Origin of the sequence: Bradyrhizobium sp. C-145, from assembly GCF_023375135.1 — a bacterium.
Lineage (GTDB): Bacteria > Pseudomonadota > Alphaproteobacteria > Rhizobiales > Xanthobacteraceae > Bradyrhizobium > Bradyrhizobium zhanjiangense.
On sequence record NZ_CP088150.1, the window covers coordinates 2,289,471 to 2,311,309 of the forward strand.

The window sequence follows — 21,839 nt, forward strand, 5'->3', positions numbered from 1 at the left end:
GGAGGCTTCAGCCGACCATGACGATCCGGCTGCGCAACATGGTCCGGGACGAGCGGCCGAGCCGCCGGAGCAGCCGTGCCTCGGACCGGCGGGCCTGGGGCGGGTAGCCGCCGATCCGGTCATAATGATCGCGCGCGATCAAAAGCCCCTGATCGCCAAACGGGCCGACGAGCTTGCGCGCCACGGCGCGGAGGATGTCGCCGAGCCCGGTGTCGGCGTAGGGCGAGCGCGCATAGCGAAACACCGCCGCTCGATCGCGGCCGCTGCTCGACACGGCCTGGATGAACTGGGTGGTCTCCTCGATCCAGCCGGTTTCCAGCACCGCGCCAGCGGGGAGGAACATCAGCCACGGCGAACGGGCCTGGAGGGCGCCGGCGGCGCGCGCGGCCCCTTGCGAAGAGCCCTCGAAGCCGATGAAGCGGCAACCTGCGACGTCGGCGACGCGCTCGATAACGCCGTTGCGGGTGCCGTCGACCAGGATCACTTCCCGGATGATGCCGGCCGCGGCGCCGGGGACGAGCGCGGCCAGCGTTGCGACTGCCGTCTGCTCGACGCCTTCGGTCGGAATGATGACGCTCAGCATGATTGAAGCTTCAATATCTGCACTTCGGAAGAAGCGTAGCTTTTCATGATGTTGTCATAAACACGTGGCGTTGCCGAGTGCAACTTTTTCGGCGGGGCTTCGGCATGCAATGGTAAACTCGCAGCCAAATGTGTCGCGCGCGGGATGGTATTTTGGTCGAATGTTTCGGCACAAGCTCGTCCGGTCCGTATTAACCCGGAGCCCGATGTTGCGCGGTGCAGGGCAGTTCGCAACCGTCCAAGGAGAGGACGGACTGCAACCAAACATCGAGCGGGAACGATGTGCGACTTGGGTGCCGATTGGTGTGCTGACGGAGGCTTTGCATGAATGCCGATCAACTCGCCGTCAACGCGACGGCAGCAACGCCGAAGCAGGACGCCGCGCCGACCCTGCGGGTTCGCGCCCTGATGTTGGGCGACCGCATTAATGCCTCCGGCCTCGAGATCGGCACGCTGGTCTCCTCGACGCCGGCTGCCTTCCGCGTCCACGCCGGCCTTGTCGTGATTTTCCGCTACGGCGTCGTGGTGCTGATCGGTCTTCTGCCCTCGGAGGAGAAGGTGTTGATCGACAGCCTGAAGCCGCGGGTGATCGGCGAGTTCAGTCCTCATGAGGAAGAGACCGCGCAGGCGCAGCTCTGCAAGGACGAGAATGTCGAGGCGATCCAGCCGGGCGGGCCGATCTGCCTCGCCAAATTCTCCGACGACCGGCTGCTTCTGATCGCGGATGCGCTCGCCAAGAGCACGTCGCTGGCGCGCGACGAGCGGCGCGTCGCGGCGGTCTTCGACGTGATCGAGCCGTTTGCGCGGGAGCTCGCCGAGCGTGGCCGCACGCCGCGGCGGCGCAAGGGCATTTTACAGCTGATCGGCAATGCGCTTCTTGTCCAGCAGCGTGTCGCGGGCCGTGTTGCCGTCGCCGAGAAACCCGACGTGCTCTGGGAGAAGCCCGAGCTCGATCGGCTCTACGCCCGGCTCGAGGACGAGTATGAGCTGAAGGAGCGCCTCGACACGCTCGAGCGCAAGCTCACAGCGGTGTCGGAGACCGCCAACGCATTGACCGACATCATCGACACCCAGCGCTCGCTCCGCCTCGAAATCGCGGTCGTGGTGCTGATCGTGATCGAGGTCGCGATCGGGTGCTTTCAGATATGGTCGGGGACGCATTAGCCAAGCTGAATTTTGTTCGCGAGCGAGACGCGTTACTGTGCCCTCTCCCCTTGTGGGAGAGGGCGGCGACGCTGGTCGACACAAGCTCACTTCGGTGAGGGGTTGTCGCCGCATAATCGCCGGTGCGTTGTGATGCGTTGCTTTGCCGCATTCGTCGTCATTGCGAGCGGAGCGAAGCAATCCAGAGTCCCGCCGCAGAGCCAGTCTGGATTGCTCGCAATGACGGATTGGCGGCCATCACGGGCTAATCGGATAAGACTCTATTGTCTGCAGTACCGCCGCACAATGCCGCGCGATCGTTAGTTCCTCATTCGTTGGAATGACGAACACCTCAACAGCGCTATCGCCCCCGCTGATGCGCTCGCGCGCGGCATCATTCGCCGCGGCATCGATGCTCACACCGAGCCACCTAAGACGTTCGCCGATCGCGCTGCGGATCTCCTTCGCATGCTCGCCGATGCCGCCGGTGAAGACCAGGCAGTCCAATCCTTCAAGCGTGGTCGCCATCATCGCGATCTGCTGCGCCGCTCGGAAAACGAACAGATCGACCGCCTCGCGTGCCGCAGCCTCGCTGCTTGCGAGTAGCGTGCGCATGTCCGCGGAGATGCCGGAGACGCCGCGCAGGCCGGACTCGTTGTAGAGCAGATGCTGTATATCCTCGCTGGACATGTTCTGGTGCTGTTGCAGATAGAGCAGCACGCCGGGATCGATGGCGCCGCAGCGCGTGCCCATCACGAGGCCATCGAGCGGTGTCAGTCCCATCGTGGTGTCGACGCTGCGGCCATCGCGCAGCGCGCACAGGCTCGCCCCGTTGCCGAGATGCGCGATGACGGTGCGCTTTGCGACGAGCTGCGGCGCGATTGCCGCGAGGCGCCCCGCGACATATTCGAAGGAGAGGCCGTGAAACCCGTAGCGCCGGACGCCGCGCTCCTCATAGCGCCTCGGAATGGCGAAACGGCTCGCGGGCTGGGCCATGCTGTGATGAAAGGCGGTGTCGAAGCAGGCGATCTGCGTCAGACCGGGGCGGATCGCCTGGATGGTGCGAACCGGCTCGAGGCAACGCGGCTGATGCAGCGGAGCCAGCGGCGCCAGCGCCGCCAGCTTGGCGTAGACGTCGTCCGTCAGTTCGATCGGGCCGGAGTAATCCGGACCGCCGTGGACGATGCGGTGACCGATGGCGCGCAGACGATGCTCGCCAAAACGCTCGTCGATGAACGCCAGCACCTCGGCGAACAGATGATCACTGTTCGTATCGGATGCGTCCTTCCGCGCCTCGAACATTGTCTCGCCCGCTGGGCTCTTCACCACGAGCCGGGGCGCTGCCTCGTGCTCGTCGAGCAAGCCGTTGCAGAGCAGGTCGGGGCCGGACGCCGGCAGCTCGAACAGGCCGAACTTGATGCTCGATGATCCCGAGTTGAGCACAAGGACGGTATCCGACATGGCTTCAGTCGCCGGCTTTGGCCGGCGTGTTGCCGCCGGCGCTGTTTGGCCAGACCCAATCGCGGACCTCAGGCATGTCCTCGCCATGCTCGCGGACATAGCGGGAATGTTCGATCAGCTTGTCGCGGAACTGTTGCTTGACCTGCGCAGCCCTGGTCGCAAGCCCCGGCACGCGCTCGATCGCCTCGATGGCGAGATGGTAGCGGTCGAGCTCGTTGAGCACGACCATGTCGAACGGCGTCGTCGTGGTGCCTTCCTCGGCGAATCCGCGCACATGCATGCCGGCATGGTTGGTGCGGTTATAGGTCAGCCGGTGAATGAGGTAAGGATAGCCGTGGTAGGCGAAGATCACCGGCTTGTCTGATGTGAACAGGCTGTCGAAATCGCGGTCGGACAGGCCGTGCGGATGCTGCTCCTTCGGTTGCAGCGTCATGAGGTCGATGACGTTGACGACACGGATCTTCAGGTCAGGCAGCGCCTTGTGCAAGAGGTCGACGGCGGCGAGCGTCTCCAGTGTCGGCACGTCGCCGGCGCAGGCCATCACCACGTCGGGCTCTGCGTTTGTGTCCTCCGTGCCCGCCCAGGTCCAGATGCCGATGCCGGCATCGCAATGCGTGGCCGCCTCCTGCATCGACAGCCATTGCGGCGCCGGCTGCTTGCCGGCGACGATCACATTGATGCGGTTGTAGGTGCGCAGGCAATGATCGGCGATCCACAGCAGCGTGTTGGTATCAGGCGGGAAATAGATCCGGACGATATCGGCCTTTTTGTTGGCGACGAGATCGACGAAACCAGGGTCCTGATGGCTGAAGCCGTTATGGTCCTGGCGCCAGACATGCGAGGTCAGGAGATAGTTGAGTGAGGCGATCGGGCGCCGCCAGGGCAGATCGCGCGTCACCTTCAGCCATTTGGCGTGCTGGTTGAACATGGAATCCACGATGTGGATGAAGGCCTCATAGCAGGAGAACAAGCCGTGCCTGCCGGTCAGCAGATAGCCTTCGAGCCAGCCCTGGCAGAGATGTTCGCTGAGGACCTCCATCACGCGGCCGTCCTGCGCGAGATGCACGTCGTAAGATTCGATCGGCTCCATCCAGACCCGTTCGGTCGTCTCGAACACCGCATCGAGCCGGTTTGATGCCGTCTCGTCCGGGCCCATGATGCGGAAGTTGCGCGCCTCGGCATTGAGGCGGACGACATCGCGCAGGAATTTGCCGAGCTCGCGGGTGGCTTCCGCCACCATGCCGCCAGGCTGCGGCACCTCGATTGCGAAGCTGCGGAAGTCCGGCAGCTTCAGCTCTTTTTTCAACAGCCCGCCATTGGCATGCGGATTGGCGCCCATCCGCCGCTGGCCTTCGGGCGCCAGCGCCTGAAGCTCGGGAATGAACGCGCCGCCGGCGTCGAACAACTTGTCCGGCTCATAGCTGCGCATCCAGTCTTCGAGCAGCTTCAGATGCGCCGGGTTCTCGCGGCAGCTCGCAACGGGCACCTGATGCGCGCGCCAAAAACCTTCGACCTTCTTGCCGTCGACCTCCTTCGGGCCGGTCCAGCCCTTGGGGCTGCGCAGCACGATCATCGGCCAGCGCGGTCGCTCGACGTTTCTGCGCCCGTCGCGGGCGTGCTGCTGGATCGAGCGGATGCTGGCGAGCGCGACGTCGAGCGCATCCGCCATGGCCTGGTGCATCAATTTGGGATCGTCGCCCGCGACGAACAGCGGCTCGTGGCCGAGCCCGCGGAAGAGAGCGCGGATCTCGTCGTCCCGCATCCGCCCGAGCACGGTTGGATTGGCGATCTTGTAGCCGTTGAGATGCAGGATCGGCAGCACCGCGCCGTCATGGGCAGGGTTGAGGAACTTGTTGGAGTGCCAGGACGCCGCGAGCGGGCCGGTTTCGGCCTCGCCGTCGCCGACGACGCAGGCGACGATGAGGTCGGGATTGTCGAATGCTGCGCCATAGGCGTGCACCAGGGCATAGCCGAGCTCGCCGCCCTCGTGGATCGAGCCCGGCGTTTCCGGCGCCGCATGGCTCGGAATGCCGCCGGGGAAAGAGAACTGCCTGAACAGCTTGCGCAATCCGTCCGCATCCCGGGCGATGTCGGGATAGATCTCGCTGTAGCTGCCTTCCAGGTAGGTGTTGGCGACCATGCCCGGGCCGCCATGGCCGGGGCCGCAGACGTAGATCACGTTGAGGTCAAGCGCCCGGATGACGCGATTGAGATGGGCATAGATGAAGTTCAAACCGGGCGTCGTGCCCCAATGGCCGAGCAGGCGCGGCTTGATGTGCTCGGGCCGCAGCGGCTCGCGCAGCAGCGGATTGTCGAGGAGATAGATTTGCCCGACGGAGAGATAGTTGGCGGCACGCCAGTAGCGATCGAGGAGATCGAGTTCGCTGCTTGCGGCGCGCAATTGTCGTTGACTTGTCATGTTCTTGCCGACCTTCACCCAGCGATCGTCACCAACATTGTTCCGGCGCGATTGATCCCTTCGCCATGAAACGGGATCGCCGCGCCGCCCGTGTTGCGTGAGGTCAAGGGTGCGCGCCGAAAGTTTGGGCAGCGCTACTGTGCATGGGGTTGTTTTCGCGTTTTTTGTTTTTGTTCTTGATTTGTTCCGTTTGGGTGCTATGTTGGCTTCATGAGTCGAGCATCTTCTCGTGCCCTCAAGCACCCGCCGGTCACGGCGCCCTCCGAGCCGGCGGGTGCGCCTTCTGATTTTCCTGCCGATTTTCCCGAGCTTGGCGTCGCCATCGACCGTGCGCGCCGGCGAGGGCGGGGTGCCCAGTCCAATGCCAGCGGCCGCTATGAGGCCGAGGCGCGCGTCGCCTTCGACGATGGCTGGCAGAGCCTGGAGGAACTGCCGCCGTTCAAGACCACGGTCGCCGTCGACACCTCACGCAAGGTGATCACTCGCAACGATTCTCCCGACATCGGCTTCGACCGCTCGATCAATCCCTATCGCGGCTGCGAGCACGGCTGCGTCTATTGCTTCGCGCGGCCGACCCATGCGTATCTCGGCCTGTCGCCCGGGCTCGACTTCGAGTCGAAGCTGTTCGTGAAGCCCGAGGCGCCGGCGCTGCTCGAGAAGGAGCTCGCAGCCTCAGGCTACGAGCCGCGGATGATCGCGATCGGCACCAATACCGATCCCTATCAGCCGATCGAGCGTGAGCGCAAAATCATGCGCGGCATCCTCGAGGTGCTGGAGCGCACCGGCCATCCCGTCGGCATCGTCACCAAGTCGGCGGTGGTGGTGCGCGACATCGACATTCTCGCGCGCATGGCGAAGCGCAACCTCGCCAAGGTCGCGATCTCGGTGACGTCACTCGACCCAAAACTTGCGCGCACCATGGAGCCGCGGGCCTCCACGCCGCCGAAGCGGCTGGAGGCGCTCAAGCAGCTCTCCGACGCCGGTATTCCGACCACGGTGATGGTCGCACCTGTGATCCCCGCGCTAAACGATTCCGAGATCGAGCGCATCCTCGACGCCGCAGCCCATGCCGGCGTCAAGGAAGCCTCCTACGTGCTGCTGCGGCTGCCGCTCGAGGTGCGCGATCTGTTCCGCGAATGGCTGATGGCGAACTATCCGGACCGTTATCGCCACGTCTTCACGCTGATCCGCGACATGCGCGGTGGCCGTGACTACGATGCAAAATGGGGCGAGCGGATGAAAGGAACCGGCCCGATGGCCTGGACCATCGGCCGCCGCTTCGAGATCGCCTGTGACAGGCTAGGCCTCAACAAACGGCGCTCCAAGCTGACCACGGATCACTTCGCGCGGCCGAAGCGGAACGGCGATCAGCTCAGCCTGTTCTGATCGGGAAGTGGACGAGGCGTAGCATGGCCAAGGAACTCACCGTGCCGGTGCCGCGGCTGACCGTCATCACGCTCGGTGTCAGCGACATCCGCGCCAGCATCGCTTTCTACGACTCGCTCGGTTTCTCGCGCCGGCTGAAGGCGACCGGTGAGGCGGTCGCCTTCTATGATACCGGTGGTCCGGTGCTCGCCTTGTATCCCTGGGATCAACTCGCTGCCGACGCGGCGTTGCCGGACAATCCGAGGCCGTCGACCTTTCGTGGGATGACGCTGGCCTGGAACTGCCGGACGCGCGCGGAGGTCGATGCGGTGCTGGCTTTCGCTGTCGACAAGGGCGCAACGCGGCTGAAAGCGGCGCACGAGACCGATTACGGCGGCTATGCAGGCTATTTCACGGACCCCGACGGCCATCCGTGGGAGGTCGTGGTCGCGCCCGGCATCGATGTCGGTGACGATCGGCGGGTGCATCTGGCGGAGTAGGGGACGACCTGAATAACGGGAATTATCTGGGGTTCCTAGTTGCGCTGGCGAAGTCCCTTGCGCACGATCCCGGCCATGATTCGGGACAAGTCCGCCAAGAAGCCGGCCAAAGACGCGCCAAAAAAGAACGGTGCGAAGAAGGCCGCGCCTGCCAAGGCCTCGGAAGCCAAGACGCCGGAAGCCAAGCCGTCGCAAGCCGAGAAGTCGGAAACTAAGCCTTCGGAAGTTGAGGCTTTAGCCGGCAAGAGTGCGGGCCCGAAAGGCATCATCGCCGTAGCGCCGCCGAGCTTCCGTCGGGAGCGCGCGCTGATCAAGCGCGGCGTCTGGCCGGTCGCGGGCTGCGACGAGGCCGGCCGCGGCCCGCTGGCCGGCCCAGTGGTGGCGGCCGCGGTGATTCTCGATCCCGACCGCATTCCGCGTGGCATCGACGATTCCAAGCGGCTGACAGTAGAGGAGCGCGAAAAGCTGTTCGACAAGATCTGCGCCAGCGCGCAGGTCTCGGTTGTCGTGGCTTCGCCCGCGCGGATCGACCGTGACAACATCCTGCGCGCCTCGCTGTGGGCGCTGAAGCGTGCCGTGGTGGCGTTGCCCGAGACGCCGCGCCACGTCTTCGTCGACGGCCGCGACCGGCTCGATACGGAATGCGACTGCGAGGCCGTGATCGGTGGCGACGGCATCGTGCTGTCGATCGCGGCAGCCTCTATCGTCGCCAAGGTCACGCGCGACCGGCTGATGTGCGCGCTGGCGCAAGACTGCCCCGGCTACGGCTTCGAGCAGCACAAGGGTTACGCCGTGCCCGAGCATCTCGACGCCCTCGACCGCCTCGGCCCCTCCATCCACCACCGCCGCTTCTTCGCCCCCGTCGCGGCCGCCCGCGCCAAGCATATGCCCTGGACCATCGAGCCGGTGCAGGATCTGTTCTCCGTCACCGAGGTCGAGATGGAGGTGGAGGCGGGTGTCGAAACCGGCCCCTCCACAGGTCTCTAGGACTCCGTTTTTCGCTGCGGCCTCTTTGCCTCTCCCCGCCAGCGGGGAGAGGGGAGAAGAGACACTGTCGGGGAGAGGCAGCAGACCGAAGTTGCCACGACGCGCAGCGCCCTTTATCAAAACAGATGTGAGCGAATAGGGCCGGCTGGACGGGTTGGCTGCATCTTTCGGACCTTGCATGCGGTTTACCTCCCTGGTCATCGAGCTCATTCGCGCCCGGCCGCGGCTGATCGTGTGGATCGCCGTGTTGCTTCAGGCGGCGATGTGGCTGTTCGTGGCGCTGGTGTTCTACCGCAGCCCGCCCGGCACCCTTGCGACGCTGCTGGCTTTCGGCCGCGAGTACCAAGTCGGCACCGATCTCGGCCCTCCCTTGCCGATCTGGCTCGCCGACATTGCCTATCGCGCCGCCGGCGGTCACATGTTCGGCGTCTATGTGTTCGCCCAGCTCTGCGAGATCGCGACCTTCATCGCGCTCTTTCATCTGTCTCGCGCCGTGGTCGGCTCCCAGCAGGCCGTGCTCGCCGTGCTGCTGACCATGACCGTGCTGGCCTTCTCCTCGCCCGCGCTCGACTTCGGCCCGCTGGTGCTGGCGCGACCGCTTTGGGCGCTGCTGCTGCTGCACTCCTGGCAGATCATCGGCCAGCGCCGCGGCAATGCCTGGTTCGCTTGGTCGATCGAAGCCGGCCTGTTGTTGCTCACGACGCCCGCCGCAATCTTCCTCCTCCTGCTGATCGTCGTCTTCGCGATCTCGACCGCGCGCGGCCGCAGGACGCTGTGGGGGCTCGATCCGCTGTTTGCGCTGATCGTCGTTGCCGTGCTGGCGCTACCCTACGCGGTCTGGCTGATGCGGGCCGAGACGTTGACCATGCCGGCCTTGCCGCAGGTTTCGGAGCTTAGCGCCCGCGCTCTGCACGCAGCCTGGCTGCTCGGCGGGCTCGTGGTTGGGGCGGCGGCGATTCCGGCGCTGACCTTCCTCAACACTGGGATGTTCGCCGACAAGGGCGAGGAAGCGCCCATCATCTATCGCCCGCCGGTCGAGCCGCTCGCGCGCAACTTCGTCTACTTCTTCGCGCTGGCGCCGCCGCTCGGCGCGGTGCTGATCTCCGGTCTGCTTGGGCTGGAATCCGCCGCCGGCGGCGCCGGTGTCGTGCTCGTCATGTCCGGGCTTGTCGTGGTGGTTGCCGCAGGGGATCTCATCGCGATGCGCCGCGCGCGGATGCTGCGCATGGTATGGGCCGCCGCCGTCGTGGCGCCCGCCATCGGCGTCGTGCTCGCCGTCCTGGTCATGCCCTGGACCGGCACCGGCGAGATCGCGACCTCGATGCCGGCGCACGCGATCTCCGATTTCTTCGACGAGAGCTTCGCCCGCCGCACCAACCATCGCCTGCGCGCGGTCGCCGGCGAGACCCAGCTTGCGAGCCTGATCACGCTGCATTCCGGGCGGCCGCATCTCTTCATCGACGCCGACCCGGCGCGCACGCCGTGGATGAATCAGGCCAGGTTCAGCGAGACCGGCGGCGTCGTGGTCTGGCGCGCCTCGGATACCGCCGGCACCCCGCCGCCGGAGATCCTCAAGCGCTTCCCCGGCATCGTGCCGGAAGTCCCGCGCGCCTTCGAATGGCTGGTGAACGGCCGCCAGCAACTGCTGCGCATCGGCTGGGCCATCGTGCGGCCGAAGGGGACTTAGCGCGGTCTCTCCGTCGTCATTGCGAGCGGAGCGAAGCAATCCAGAGTCTTTCCGCGGTGGCAGCCTGGATTGCTTCGCTGCGCTCGCAATGACGGGGAGGGAGCATTCCGCCCCTCACGTGCCCGCCAGCACCTTTGCGACCGCGCGCAGATCCTGCCAGGCCAGCCGCTTGTAGGACGGCGAGCGGAGCAGGTACGCCGGGTGAAATGTCGGCAGCGCGCGGATGGTGCGCTGACCGGTGTCGTAGTCGAACCAGCGGCCGCGGGTGCGCATGATGCCTTCGCGCGTCGACAGCAGCGTCTGCGTCGAGGGATTGCCGAGCGTCACCAGCACGTCCGGATTCACCAGCTCGATCTGGCGCTGGATGAAGGGCAGGCAGATTTGGGTCTCCTGCGGCGTCGGCGTACGATTGCCGGGCGGCCGCCAGGGAATGACGTTGGCGATGTAGGCGGTGGTGCGGTTGAGCCCGATCGCGCCGATCATGAGGTCGAGCAGCTTGCCGCTGCGTCCGACGAAGGGCAGTCCCTCGATGTCCTCGTCGCGCCCGGGCGCCTCGCCGACAAACATGATGCGCGCCCTAGGATTGCCGTCGGCGAACACCAGCCGCGTCGCGGTATGCTTCAGCGCGCAGCCCTCGAAGCTCTGCATCAGCTCGCGCAGCGCCTCCAGCGTCGGCGCGGTCCGCGCAGCCTCGCGTGCGGAAGCGATCGCGACGTCGGGCGCAGGGGCGGCTTCGCCGCGCATGACCGTCGGCGCGGCGACCGGCCGCGATGGCTCGACCGGCGGTGCCACGCGCTCGGCCGGCGGCGGGGCATCTAATTCCGCCAGGCGGTCGATCGGTTCCTCCGCGAGCGTGCAGTCGACACCGGCCTCCAGATAGAAGGCGAGAAGCTCACGAACGGTGGGTGCGGGCTCGGGGATCATGGGAAAGTTTGACTATTATATCACCTTGGGCGGCCTTGCATCCCGGCAGAACGCGATTCCGAGGTTGTCCTACCCGGAAAAATCGGAAACAAGAGGGCGCAATCGACCAAGGACCGTCTCAAGGGCTGAGATCAGATGAGCACCGAAGAACTTCCCCCGCGCGAATCCATGGAATTCGACGTCGTCATCGTCGGCGCCGGCCCCTCCGGCCTGTCGGCCGCGATCCGGCTGAAGCAGCTCAACGCCGATCTCAACGTCGTCGTGGTGGAGAAAGGCTCCGAGGTCGGCGCGCACATTCTTTCCGGCGCCGTGATCGACCCGGCGGGGCTCGACAAGCTGATCCCGGACTGGCGCGAGGATTCCGACTGCCCGCTGAAGACGCAGGTGAAGGACGACCGCTTCTACTGGATGACGGGCGCTGGCGCGATCAAGCTGCCGGGCTTCATGATGCCACCGCTGATGGACAATCATCACTGCTACATCGGCTCGCTCGGCAATGTCTGCCGCTGGCTGGCGCGCAAGGCCGAGGCACTCGGCGTCGAGATCTATCCGGGCTTTGCTGCGGCCGAAGTGCTCTATGACGAGGAGGGCAAGGTCAAGGGCATCGCCACCGGCGACATGGGCATCGGCCGCGACGGCAAGCCGAAAGATTCCTTCACCCGTGGCATGGAATTGCTCGGCAAGTACACGCTGTTTGCCGAAGGCGCCCGCGGCAGCCTGACCAAGCAGCTCATCAACAAATTCGCACTCGACGCCAAGGCCGAGCCACCAAAATTCGGTATCGGCCTCAAGGAGGTCTGGCAGATCGATCCCGCCAAGCACCAGAAGGGCTTGATCCAGCATTCCTTCGGCTGGCCGCTCGACATGAAGACCGGCGGCGGCTCGTTCCTCTATCACTATGACGACAATCTCGTCGCCGTCGGCTTCGTCGTGCATCTGAATTACGACGATCCTTATCTGTCGCCGTTTGACGAATTCCAGCGCTTCAAGACCCATCCCTCGATCCGCGGCACTTTCGAAGGCGCCAAGCGGCTAGCTTACGGCGCACGCGCCATCACCGAGGGCGGATACCAGTCGGTGCCGAAGCTGAGCTTCCCCGGCGGCGCGCTGATCGGCTGCGCGGCCGGCTTCGTCAACGTGCCGCGCATCAAGGGCGTGCACAATGCAATGGGCACCGGCATGCTCGCCGCCGAACATGTCGCCGCGGCGATCGCCGCCGAGCGCGCCAATGACGAGCTCGTCGAATACGAGAATGCCTGGCGCACGTCGTCGGTCGGCAAGGATTTGTTCCTGGTCCGCAACGTCAAGCCGCTGTGGTCGAAGTTCGGCACCGTGCTCGGCGTCGCGCTGGGCGGCTTTGACATGTGGTGCAACACGCTGTTCGGCGCATCGCTGTTCGGCACGCAGTCGCATCGCAAGCATGACCGCGCCACGCTCGATCCGGCCAAGAGCCACGCGCCGAAGAACTACCCGAAGCCGGATGGCAAGATCACCTTCGACAAGCTGTCCTCGGTGTTTTTGTCCAACACCAATCACGAGGAGGATCAGCCGATCCATCTGAAGGTCACGGACATGAACCTCCAGAAGACCTCGGAGCACGACGTGTTCGCCGGTCCCTCGAACCGCTATTGCCCGGCCGGCGTCTATGAGTGGATTGAGGAGGGTTCTGGCCCGCGCTTCCAGATCAACGCCCAGAATTGTGTCCACTGCAAAACCTGCGACGTGAAGGACCCCAACGGCAACATCACCTGGGTTCCCCCGGAGGGCGGTGGTGGCCCGAATTACGAGGCGATGTAAGCCGGGGAACATGCAGCCTGGGCCGATGTAACCAAGGTTACGCGACCCCGGCAATGTGACGCACGTTCGCGTGAGAACCGGGCCGCGGGAGCGGCCCGCGGCCACGATAAGGCCATAGTAGCAGCGTCTTGGGGCGCTCTTGGCCGATTCATCTGACCGATTTGGGGCGTGCGGCGGGGATCGCCCGGTCCGAATCCTTGCGGCGAAGCGCCAAAAGCGGCATTGTCGGCCTGACGGTTCCGGGTCCCGATGCGACCGGCCGCGTTCGCATGCGATACGGCCTTCTGCTGCAGACCCAGGCACTACCAACTCAAGGCGAGCCCTGATGTTTTCAAATCGTTTCAACCGCTGGACTGCTGCCGCCATCGCTCTCATGGGCACCGCGTTCGTCGCGGTCCCCGGCGCGGTCCTGGCGCAGACGCCGGATCACCCGGAAAACACGGCGGCGCAGTTTCCGACCCGGAACGATCTGAAGTCGCTCACCGGCGCCGGCAGCTATCTCGCCGCCCGCCACGCCAGCGTCGAGCGCGACGCCTCCTCCGCCGCCGCGTTCTACCGCTCGGCCCTGCGCACCGATCCGAAGAACAACGAACTGCTCGACCGCGCCTTCATCTCCTCGGTCGCCGACGGCGACATCGACGAGGCCGTCAAGCTCGCCGAGCGCATCCTCACCATCGACAAGACCAACCGCGTCGCGCGGCTCGTCGTCGGCGTGCACGATCTCAAGCTGAAGAAGTATGCGACGGCGCAAACCAACATCAACCAGTCGATCCGCGGTCCGATCACCGATCTCGTCGCCACGCTGCTGTCGGGCTGGGCCGCCTATGGTGCGGGCGACGCCAAGGGCGGTGTTGCCACCATCGACAAGCTGGCCGGTCCGGAATGGTATCCGCTGTTCAAGGACCTCCACGCGGGCATGATCCTCGAGCTCTCCGGCAAGGAGAAGGATGCCGGCACCCGCTTCGAGCGCGCCTACAAGCTCGACGATTCCATGCTGCGCGTCACCGAGGCCTATGCGCGCTGGCTGTCGCGCAACAAGGATTCCGCCGCCGCGACCACCGTGTACCAGGCTTTCGACAAGAAGCTCGCCCGCCATCCGCTGATCGTGGAAGGCCTGCGCGAGACCAAGGCCGGGAAGAAGATGCCGCCGCTCGTCGATTCCGCGCAAGCCGGCGCCGCCGAAGCGCTCTACGGCATCGGCGCCACGCTGACCCGCCGTGGCGGCGAGGATCTGGCGCTGGTCTATCTCCAGCTCTCGCTCTACCTCCAGCCCAGCCATCCGCTGGCGCTGCTCTCGCTCGCCGATCTCTATGAATCGGTGAAGCGGCCGCAGATGGCGATCAAGGTCTACGAGCGCGTGCCCTCGTCCTCGCCGCTCAAGCGCAACGCGCAGATCCAGCTCGCCATTGACCTCGATTCCGCGGACCGCACCGACGAGGCGATCAAGATCCTCAAGGGCGTCACGTCGGAGGATTCCAAGGATCTCGAAGCCATCATGGCGCTCGGCAACATCGAGCGCGGCCGCAAGAAGTTCGGCGATTGCGGTGCGACCTATTCGCAAGGCATCGATGTGCTGCCGGCCGGCAACGACAAGGCCAACAGCGTCTGGTACTACTATCGCGGCATCTGCGAGGAGCGTTCCAAGCAGTGGGCCAAGGCCGAATCCGACATGAAGAAAGCGCTCGAGCTGCAGCCCGATCAGCCGCACGTCCTCAACTATCTCGGCTATTCCTGGATCGACCAGGGCGTGAATCTCGACGAAGGCATGAAGATGATCAAGCGCGCCGTCGAGCAGCGTCCCGACGACGGCTATATCGTGGACTCCCTCGGCTGGGCCTATTACCGCATCGGCAATTACGAGGAGGCGGTGAAGAACCTCGAGCGCGCGATCGATCTCAAGCCCGAGGATCCCACCATCAACGATCACCTCGGCGACGCCTACTGGCGCGTCGGCCGCACGCTGGAAGCCAAATTCCAGTGGTCGCATGCGCGCGATCTCAAGCCCGAGCCGGAAGAACTGCCGAAGATCGAGGCCAAGATCGCCAACGGGCTCTCGGACGACAATTCGAACTCTTCGGCGGCGCAGGCCGAGAAGAAGAAGGACGACGGCAAGGGCGGCTGAGGTTTATTGGGGGCGTGTCGCCGATGTCGGCGTTGATTGAAGAGGGACGGGCGAAGGTCAATTTGAGCCTTCGCGTCGTCGGCCGTCGTGCCGATGGCTATCATGATCTCGAAAGCGTGGTTGCGTTTGCCGACTGCGCCGACCGGCTGACGCTCGAGCCGGGTGGCGAACTGAAGCTCACCGCCACCGGACCGCTGGCGGCAGCTTGCGGCGACACCGCCGACAATCTCGTGCTCAAGGCCGCCAAGCTTCTCGCCGAGGCTGTGCCCGGCCTGAAGCTGGGCGCCTTCGTGCTCGACAAGGTGCTCCCGGTTGCAGCCGGCATCGGCGGCGGCTCGGCGGATGCCGCGGCGGCGCTGCGGCTCTTGGCGCGTCTCAACGATTTGTCGCTCGATGATTCCCGCGTTCAGAAGGTCGCGCTCGCGACCGGCGCGGACGTGCCGGTGTGTCTCCAATCGCGCGCCTGTGACATGACCGGGGTCGGCGAGCAGCTGCTGTCGCTCGCGTTGCCGAGCATGCCCTGCGTCATGGTCAATCCGCGCGTGCCGGTCGCGACCAAGGACGTGTTCAAGGCGCTGGGCCTGCGCAACGGCGAGCTCCTGGTCGGCGTCACCGACGTCATCCGCGCCCCGGCCTGGCCGGAGGAGGGGGCGTCGATCGCTGACTGGGTCGACGTTCTCGAGACCGTCCCCAACGATCTCGAAGCGCCCGCGATGCGCATCGAACCTGTCATCGGCGAGGTGCTGCAAGCCTTGCGCGATTCCGCCGGCGTCAAGCTCGCCCGCATGTCCGGCTCCGGCGCGACGTGCTTTGCGATCTATGGCGCGCCGGCCGAGGCCCATACCGCCGCCGAAAAGATCCGGCGCGATCACCCCGGCTGGTGGGTGCATGCGGGGACGTTGAGCTAGGTATTTCTGCGAAGACGGTGCCGTAGGGTGGGCAAAGCGAAGCGTGCCCACGAACTTATTCGTGCAATCTGGATGCATGGTGGGCACGGCGCTGTTGCGCCTTTGCCCACCCTACGGCAGTTGAGTTAGCTGCTGACCGCTGCCAGCCCAAGAAAATTTCGGATCGCGCCCAGCACCTCCTGCGGCCGGTCATGCTGCAGCCAGTGTCCCGCCCCGGCGATGGTCTCGATGCGCGCGTTCCGAAAATACCGTTCCAGGCCTGCTGCCTTTGCGCCCGCCAGAAAACTTTCGCCGGCGTTGAGCAGCAGCGTCGGGCAGGCGATGCGTGACCACAGCGCGACGTGGTCGTCCGGCCAGAGCCGGTGCGGCGCGCTGGCGCGCTGGTAGGGATCGAACTTCCAGCTATAGGTGCCGTCCTCGTTCCGCCGCGCGCCATGCGTGGCGAGATGCAGCGCGAGGTCGCGGGCGAGGCGCTTGTTGTGCAGCATCATCTGCGCGGCTGCGGCCTCGAGGCTCGCATAGCGGCGCGGCGTGCGGTCATGCAGCTTGTCGAGCTGGGCGATCCATTTGCCGATGCGCTCATGCACCGGCGGCTTCGGCGTATCCGGCAACATGGTCACGCCGTCGAGGACGACGAGCTTCGCGACCAGCTCGGGGAATGATCCTGAAAAGATCAGGCTGACCATGCCGCCCATCGAATGGCCGATGAGCGTCACCTGAGGCGCTGCGATGCTGCGGACGAGCTGGGCAAGATCGTACACATATTCCGTCAGCGCGTAGCTGCCGCCTCGGGTCCATTCGGAATCGCCGTGTCCGCGCAGGTCGGGTGCGAGCACGTGAAAGTGCGGCTGCAACGATTCTGCGATGACGTCCCAGCTGCGGCAATGATCGCGGCCGCCATGGACCAGGATGGCGACGGGCGCGCCGTCATTGCCCCAGTCGGCATAATGCAGCCGCAGGCCGTGCGATTCATAATAGCGGCTTTGCGGGGCGCTAGCCATTTGCCGGCCGCCGCGCCAGTGCGAGCGACAGGCCAAGGCCGGCGATGAAGACGCCCGAGCCTTGCGTAAGTCGCCGCATCAGATGCGGCCTTCCGATCAGCTGCTTGCGCGTTGCTGATGCCATCAGCACCACCGCCACATCGGCGAGCGTGTTCAAGATCACCGAGATCGCGCCGAGCACGATGAAATGCAGCGTGGGGTTCGATCCCGCGGGATCCAGGAATTGCGGAATGAAGGCGAGGAAAAACGCCGCGGTCTTCGGGTTCAGCGCCTCCACCAGCACGCCGTCGCGGAAAGCGCGCTTGTCGCCGACGGGCTCGCTCTCGAGCGACAGCGTCCGGCCGGCGCTGCGGAACGTCTTGATACCGAGCCAGACCAGATAGAGCGCGCCGACGAATTTTACGGCCGCGAACAGTTCGGCACTGGCCAGGATGATCGCGGAGATGCCGAGGCTGCCCGCCACCACATGAACCAGTCCGCCCAGCGCCGTGCCCGCGGTTGATGCAAAGCCGCTGATGCGTCCCTCCGACAAGGTCCGTGCCGCGACATAGAAAATGCCGGGACCTGGAATGGCGGCAATGAGACAGGCTGCTGCCAGGAACAGCCAGAAATTCGTCGTGATCATGCTGTTTTGGTAACGAAGCCTGACGCGATTGCAAGGCCCTCGTTTAGCCCATCCGGCGGAAGATCACGCTGGCATTGACCCCGCCAAAGCCGAAGCCGTTGGAGATGGCGCTTTGCATCGGCATCGGCCGCGCTGCGCCGGAGACGATGTCGATGCCATCAGCGCCAGGATCTGGGTTTTCGAGATTGAGTGTCGGCGGCGCGATCTGGTCGCGCAAAGCGAGCACCGTGAAGATCGCCTCGAGACCGCCGGCGGCGCCAAGCAGATGGCCGGTGGCCGATTTGGTCGCGCTCACGGCAATGCCGCGGTTACGGCCGAACAGCGCGCCGATCGCACCAAGCTCGCTCTCGTCGCCGGCCGGCGTCGACGTCGCATGCGCGTTCAGGTGCTGCAAATCCGTGGGCGCAAGATCCGCCTGCCGAAGCGCGATCTCCATGGCGCGGCGGGCGCCGTCGCCATCGGGCGGACCCGATGTCATGTGATAGGCATCCGCGCTCGTGCCGTAGCCGACGATCTCCGCGATCGGCGTTGCACCGCGCGCCAGCGCATGCTCCAGCCCCTCGATCACCAGGATGCCGGCGCCTTCGCCCATCACAAACCCGTCGCGCTTCCGATCGAACGGGCGCGAGGCGCGCGCGGGCTCGTCGTTGTAGCCGCTCGACAGTGCACGTGCGGCTGCAAAGCCACCGAGGCTGACGATATCGATACAGGCTTCCGCACCGCCGCAGATCGCAACGTCGGCTTCGCCGGCGCGGATCATCCGCGCGGCATCGCCGATCGCCTGCACGCCGGCGGCGCAGGCCGTGACGGGCGTGCCCAGCGCTCCCTTGTAGCCGTATTTGATCGAGACGTGGCCGGCGGCGAGATTGGCGAGGAACGAGGGGATCGTGAACGGCGAGAGCCGGCGCGCGCCGCGCTGCTCGGTGATGCGCACCGCCTCTGCCATCGCCGGAAAGCCGCCGACGCCGGAGGCGATGATCGTCGCAGTCCGTTCCTGCGCCGCTGCGTCTTGCGGCATCCATTTGGCTTGCGTCACCGCTTCTGCGGTGGCGAGCAGCGCGAACAGGATGAAGCGGTCCATCTTGCGCTGGTCTTTTGGCGCGGCCGCCTGTGCGGGATCGAAGCCGCCTTCGGTGTCATCGGCCCTGTCGGGCACGAGCCCGGCAATGCGCGCCGGCAGTGCCTGCGCCCATTCCGGCAGCGGGCGCAGCCCGCTTTGACCGGCCAGCAGCCGGCGCCAGGACAGTTCGACACCGCAGCCAAGCGGCGACACTGCGCCCATTCCGGTCACAACGATACGACGCATGTCAGTCTCCAGCCGGCGCGACGGCCGGGTTCATGGCTTTGAGCGAAGCGAGCCGCGCGCGCATCCCGCGGCTGGCGCGGGGGCCTGCGATGACGACTGCATTGGTGAGCGTGATCGGACGCATGTCGGCGGCGTCGACGACGACAGGATCGAGCGGGCGAACGTCGCTTCGGTTCGCCAGCAGGATAGATTCGCCTTTGGGAGCGAGATGCTTGTTGCCCCAGGCGAGCAGCGCCACGATCACGGGGAAGAAATCTCGCGCCTTATCCGTCAGCACATATTCGTAGCGGGGCGGCCGCTCATGATAGCGGCGGCGAACGAACATGCCGCTCTCGGTAAGATGGGCGAGCCGCCGCGACAGGATGTTCGGCGCGATGCCGAGGCTTTGCGAAAACTCGTCGAACTTCGTCGCGCCCTGAAACGCATCCCGCAGGATCAGGATGCTCCACCATTCGCCGACCGTCTCCACGGCGCGGCCGACCGGGCATTCCAGGATGGAAGGGGATTTGGGCTGCATGGCGGGAAGGTAGGGTAGTTACTTTCAAAATGCAAGTTACTAGGTGAGCGCGGGTGGAGGCCGGTAAGGAAGCGGCGCGACCGCGGGGGCTGTGGGGTAAGTTGAAATGCGAGTTGGCGAAAGATGGTCGTGCACCACACTCCGTCATTGCGAGCGGAGCGAAGCAATCCAGACTATTTCCGCAGAGGGATTCTGGATTGCTTCGCTGCGCTCGCAATGACGATGTGGAGGCAGCGGTGGGCGGATCTCACCGGTGTCGCCGGTGTGTGCCGTAGAGGCGCGCCTAATGCGACCGCGCCAGGCAGAACGCCACCACCTGCTCCAGCGCGCTCTTCATCGGCGAGGGCGGGAACAGCGCCAGCGCGTCGACCGCCATGGCGCCGTAGTGCTGGGCGCGGCTCAGCGTGTCCTCGAGGGCGCGGTGCTTGTTCATCAGGCCGATGGCGTGGTCGAGATCGGGATCGCCGATCTCGCCGCGCTCCAGCGCCCGGATCCAGAAGGCGCGCTCGGTGTCGTTGCCGCGGCGGAAGGCGAGCACGACCGGCAGGGTGATCTTGCCCTCGCGGAAATCGTCGCCGGTGTTCTTGCCGAGCTTGGCGCTCTTGCCACCATAGTCGAGCACGTCATCGACGAGCTGGAAGGCGATGCCGAGATTCATGCCGACCGAGCGGCAGGCGGTCTGCTCCGCCTTCGGACGGTTGGCGATGACAGGGCCGACCTCGCAGGCGGCCGCGAACAGCTCGGCGGTCTTGCCGCGGATCACGGCGAGATATTCGTCCTCAGTGGTCGCGGTGTTCTTGGCAGCCGCGAGCTGCATCACCTCGCCCTCGGCGATGGTGGCGGCGGCCGCGGAGAGGATGTCGAGCGCGCGCAGCGAGCCGACCTCTACCATCATGCGAAAAGCCTGGCCGAGCAGGAAGTCGCCGACCAGCACGCTCGCCTCGTTGCCCCAGAGCATGCGCGCCGACAGCTTGCCGCGGCGCATCTCGCTCTCGTCGACGACGTCGTCGTGGAGCAGGGTCGCGGTGTGCATGAACTCCACGGAGGCGGCGAGCTTGATGTGGCCGTCGCCGGTGTAGCCGGCGAGGTTGGCCATGGCGAGCGTCAGCATCGGCCGCAGTCGTTTTCCTCCGGAGGAAATCAGATGGTTGGCGACCTCCGGGATCATGGTTACATCCGAACCGGTCCGCGACAGGATCGTGGCGTTGACGCGCTCCATGTCACCGGCGACAAGGGTAACCAGCTCTTCGATCGACGCGCCGGGAGTTTCGAAAGGTACGATGACGGCCACGCCGGTCTCCAATATTTGCCCCGGAAGGGCTATTCTGATGGAAAGACAATAGAAACTGGCGGCGGACGCGGCAAGTGCCGCGGAACCATTGACATTTGTCGCTTTCCCCCTTTTTCAGGCAGGAGACCTGCGTTTTGCGTGAACTGGTTCGGACCAACGACATGGTGCTGGTGTCGGCGATCGGCGCACTGCTCGACGGTGCCAACATCCATCATCTGGTGCTGGACCAGAACATGAGCATCATCGAGGGCTCGCTCGGCATTTTGCCGCGCCGTATCCTGGTCCATGAAGACGACGCCCTAGAGGCCCGTCAGCTCCTCACCGAGGCTGGCCTCAGCCACGAACTGCGCGGCGATGATTGAGGCGCCGGCTGATATCACCGAGGACGCCTTTCTCGGCGGGCAGTTACGCCTGAAGCAGAAGCGGTCCGGCCATCGCGCCGGGCACGACGCCATCCTGCTCGCGGCGGCGACCGAGGCCAGGGCAGGCGATCGCGTGGTCGATCTCGGCGCCGGCATCGGCGCGGCGGGCCTCGCGCTCGCCCGGCGCGTGGCGGGGATCAACCTCAGCTTGGTCGAGATCGATCCGGAGCTGGCGGAGCTTGCGCGGGCCAACGCCGCGGCGAATGGAATTGCCGCCGAGGCGATCGTGCTCGACGTCACGGCCGATGCCCAGGCGTTTGCGGCACATGGGCTCGCGCCCGACAGCGTCGACGTGGTGCTGATGAACCCGCCTTTCAACGATCCGGCTCGGCATCGCGGGTCGCCGGACCAGGCGCGTCACACCGCCCATGTCGCGAGCGAGGAGACGCTGAATGCATGGGTGCATGCGGCGCGGCGCATCCTGCGATCGAATGGCGTGCTGACATTGATCTGGCGTGCAGATGGGATCGCCGACGTCCTGGCAGCGCTGTCACGCGGCTTCGGCAGCCGGTCGATTCTTCCGGTTCATGGGGAAGCCGGACGTCCCGCGATCCGGGTGCTGGTGCGCGCAGTCAAAGGCGGCCGGGCGCCGACGCGACTGCTGCCGGGCCTCATGCTCAACGACGAGTCAGGCGTCCCTAAGAAAGAGGTGAAGGAGATTCTGGAGGGGAGGGCGGTGTTGCCGCTGGCGGAGCTGTGACGGCCTACTGCGGAAGCGATTCCGACTGCTGTTCCTGCGGCGTCGTCAGACGGATCGCCATGAATAGCGCACCGATCAGCAG

19 protein-coding genes are annotated in these 21,839 nt (G+C 65.5%); 10 read left to right on the forward strand and 9 right to left on the reverse strand.

What is annotated here, in order from left to right; genetic code table 11:
* Nucleotides 1–7: 7 nt before the first annotated feature.
* Nucleotides 8–583 carry a glycosyl transferase gene (locus LRP30_RS10500; protein ID WP_249760261.1) on the reverse strand — a complete coding sequence of 192 codons (576 nt, stop codon included), beginning with the start codon at nucleotides 581–583 and terminating at the stop codon, nucleotides 8–10.
* 323 nt (nucleotides 584–906) lie between these two features.
* Between LRP30_RS10500 and LRP30_RS10505 the strand changes: the two genes are divergently transcribed.
* Nucleotides 907–1,746, forward strand: a complete 840-nt coding sequence (locus LRP30_RS10505; RefSeq protein WP_128938027.1) for an RMD1 family protein — start codon at nucleotides 907–909, stop codon at nucleotides 1,744–1,746.
* Between the two features lie 237 nt (nucleotides 1,747–1,983).
* Here LRP30_RS10505 and LRP30_RS10510 read toward each other — a convergent pair whose 3' ends face one another.
* Both LRP30_RS10510 and LRP30_RS10515 read right to left on the reverse strand, forming a co-directional pair.
* Entirely contained in the window at nucleotides 1,984–3,186 is a 1,203-nt protein-coding gene (locus tag LRP30_RS10510; protein WP_249760262.1) for an acetate/propionate family kinase, read from the reverse strand.
* A 4-nt stretch (nucleotides 3,187–3,190) separates the two neighbouring features.
* Entirely contained in the window at nucleotides 3,191–5,605 is a 2,415-nt protein-coding gene (locus tag LRP30_RS10515) for a phosphoketolase family protein (protein ID WP_249760263.1), read from the reverse strand.
* A 210-nt stretch (nucleotides 5,606–5,815) separates the two neighbouring features.
* Here LRP30_RS10515 and LRP30_RS10520 point away from each other — a divergent pair, with 210 nt between their 5' ends.
* From LRP30_RS10520 to LRP30_RS10535, 4 genes are all read left to right on the forward strand, one after another.
* Complete coding sequence (locus tag LRP30_RS10520; RefSeq protein WP_249760264.1) at nucleotides 5,816–6,991, forward strand: PA0069 family radical SAM protein; 1,176 nt, start codon at nucleotides 5,816–5,818, stop codon at nucleotides 6,989–6,991.
* A gap of 23 nt (nucleotides 6,992–7,014) precedes the next feature.
* On the forward strand, nucleotides 7,015–7,470 hold the full coding sequence (locus LRP30_RS10525; RefSeq protein ID WP_249760265.1) for a VOC family protein: 456 nt from the start codon (nucleotides 7,015–7,017) through the stop codon (nucleotides 7,468–7,470).
* A 75-nt stretch (nucleotides 7,471–7,545) separates the two neighbouring features.
* Nucleotides 7,546–8,457: a ribonuclease HII gene (locus LRP30_RS10530; RefSeq protein ID WP_249760266.1), complete on the forward strand. Its 912-nt coding sequence runs from the start codon at nucleotides 7,546–7,548 to the stop codon at nucleotides 8,455–8,457.
* 178 nt (nucleotides 8,458–8,635) lie between these two features.
* Entirely contained in the window at nucleotides 8,636–10,144 is a 1,509-nt protein-coding gene (locus tag LRP30_RS10535; RefSeq protein WP_249760267.1) for a glycosyltransferase family 39 protein, read from the forward strand.
* Between the two features lie 114 nt (nucleotides 10,145–10,258).
* Here the strand turns inward: LRP30_RS10535 and LRP30_RS10540 are convergent, their stop codons facing one another.
* Entirely contained in the window at nucleotides 10,259–11,068 is an 810-nt protein-coding gene (locus LRP30_RS10540; protein WP_249760268.1) for a uracil-DNA glycosylase, read from the reverse strand.
* 135 nt (nucleotides 11,069–11,203) lie between these two features.
* Between LRP30_RS10540 and LRP30_RS10545 the strand changes: the two genes are divergently transcribed.
* The 3 genes from LRP30_RS10545 to LRP30_RS10555 all read left to right on the forward strand — a co-directional run bounded on the left by LRP30_RS10545 (nucleotide 11,204) and on the right by LRP30_RS10555 (nucleotide 15,895).
* A complete protein-coding gene (locus tag LRP30_RS10545) occupies nucleotides 11,204–12,865 on the forward strand; it encodes an electron transfer flavoprotein-ubiquinone oxidoreductase (protein WP_249760269.1) in 1,662 nt (553 codons plus the stop codon).
* 325 nt (nucleotides 12,866–13,190) lie between these two features.
* Complete coding sequence (locus tag LRP30_RS10550; protein ID WP_249760270.1) at nucleotides 13,191–14,987, forward strand: tetratricopeptide repeat protein; 1,797 nt, start codon at nucleotides 13,191–13,193, stop codon at nucleotides 14,985–14,987.
* A gap of 23 nt (nucleotides 14,988–15,010) precedes the next feature.
* On the forward strand, nucleotides 15,011–15,895 hold the full coding sequence (locus LRP30_RS10555) for a 4-(cytidine 5'-diphospho)-2-C-methyl-D-erythritol kinase (protein WP_164934378.1): 885 nt from the start codon (nucleotides 15,011–15,013) through the stop codon (nucleotides 15,893–15,895).
* A gap of 125 nt (nucleotides 15,896–16,020) precedes the next feature.
* On the opposite strand, the gene LRP30_RS10560 is transcribed toward LRP30_RS10555, so the two are convergent.
* From LRP30_RS10560 to LRP30_RS10580, 5 genes are all read right to left on the reverse strand, one after another.
* The gene (locus LRP30_RS10560; RefSeq protein ID WP_249760271.1) at nucleotides 16,021–16,896 is read right to left on the reverse strand and encodes an alpha/beta hydrolase; all 876 of its coding nucleotides are present in this window, start codon (nucleotides 16,894–16,896) and stop codon (nucleotides 16,021–16,023) included.
* Nucleotides 16,889–17,521 carry a LysE family translocator gene (locus LRP30_RS10565; RefSeq protein WP_249760272.1) on the reverse strand — a complete coding sequence of 211 codons (633 nt, stop codon included), beginning with the start codon at nucleotides 17,519–17,521 and terminating at the stop codon, nucleotides 16,889–16,891. Before LRP30_RS10565 ends, LRP30_RS10560 begins: the two co-directional genes overlap by 8 nt.
* A gap of 43 nt (nucleotides 17,522–17,564) precedes the next feature.
* Entirely contained in the window at nucleotides 17,565–18,827 is a 1,263-nt protein-coding gene (gene fabF, locus LRP30_RS10570) for a beta-ketoacyl-ACP synthase II (RefSeq protein WP_249760273.1), read from the reverse strand.
* Nucleotide 18,828: 1 nt separating this feature from the next.
* A complete protein-coding gene (locus LRP30_RS10575) occupies nucleotides 18,829–19,344 on the reverse strand; it encodes a helix-turn-helix domain-containing protein (RefSeq protein WP_128943216.1) in 516 nt (171 codons plus the stop codon).
* A 283-nt stretch (nucleotides 19,345–19,627) separates the two neighbouring features.
* Entirely contained in the window at nucleotides 19,628–20,635 is a 1,008-nt protein-coding gene (locus tag LRP30_RS10580; protein WP_249760274.1) for a polyprenyl synthetase family protein, read from the reverse strand.
* A gap of 134 nt (nucleotides 20,636–20,769) precedes the next feature.
* Between LRP30_RS10580 and LRP30_RS10585 the strand changes: the two genes are divergently transcribed.
* Both LRP30_RS10585 and LRP30_RS10590 read left to right on the forward strand, forming a co-directional pair.
* Nucleotides 20,770–20,997 carry a DUF2007 domain-containing protein gene (locus LRP30_RS10585; RefSeq protein WP_080135683.1) on the forward strand — a complete coding sequence of 76 codons (228 nt, stop codon included), beginning with the start codon at nucleotides 20,770–20,772 and terminating at the stop codon, nucleotides 20,995–20,997.
* Nucleotides 20,990–21,757, forward strand: a complete 768-nt coding sequence (locus tag LRP30_RS10590) for a methyltransferase (protein ID WP_249760275.1) — start codon at nucleotides 20,990–20,992, stop codon at nucleotides 21,755–21,757. Before LRP30_RS10585 ends, LRP30_RS10590 begins: the two co-directional genes overlap by 8 nt.
* Nucleotides 21,758–21,839: the final 82 nt, after the last annotated feature.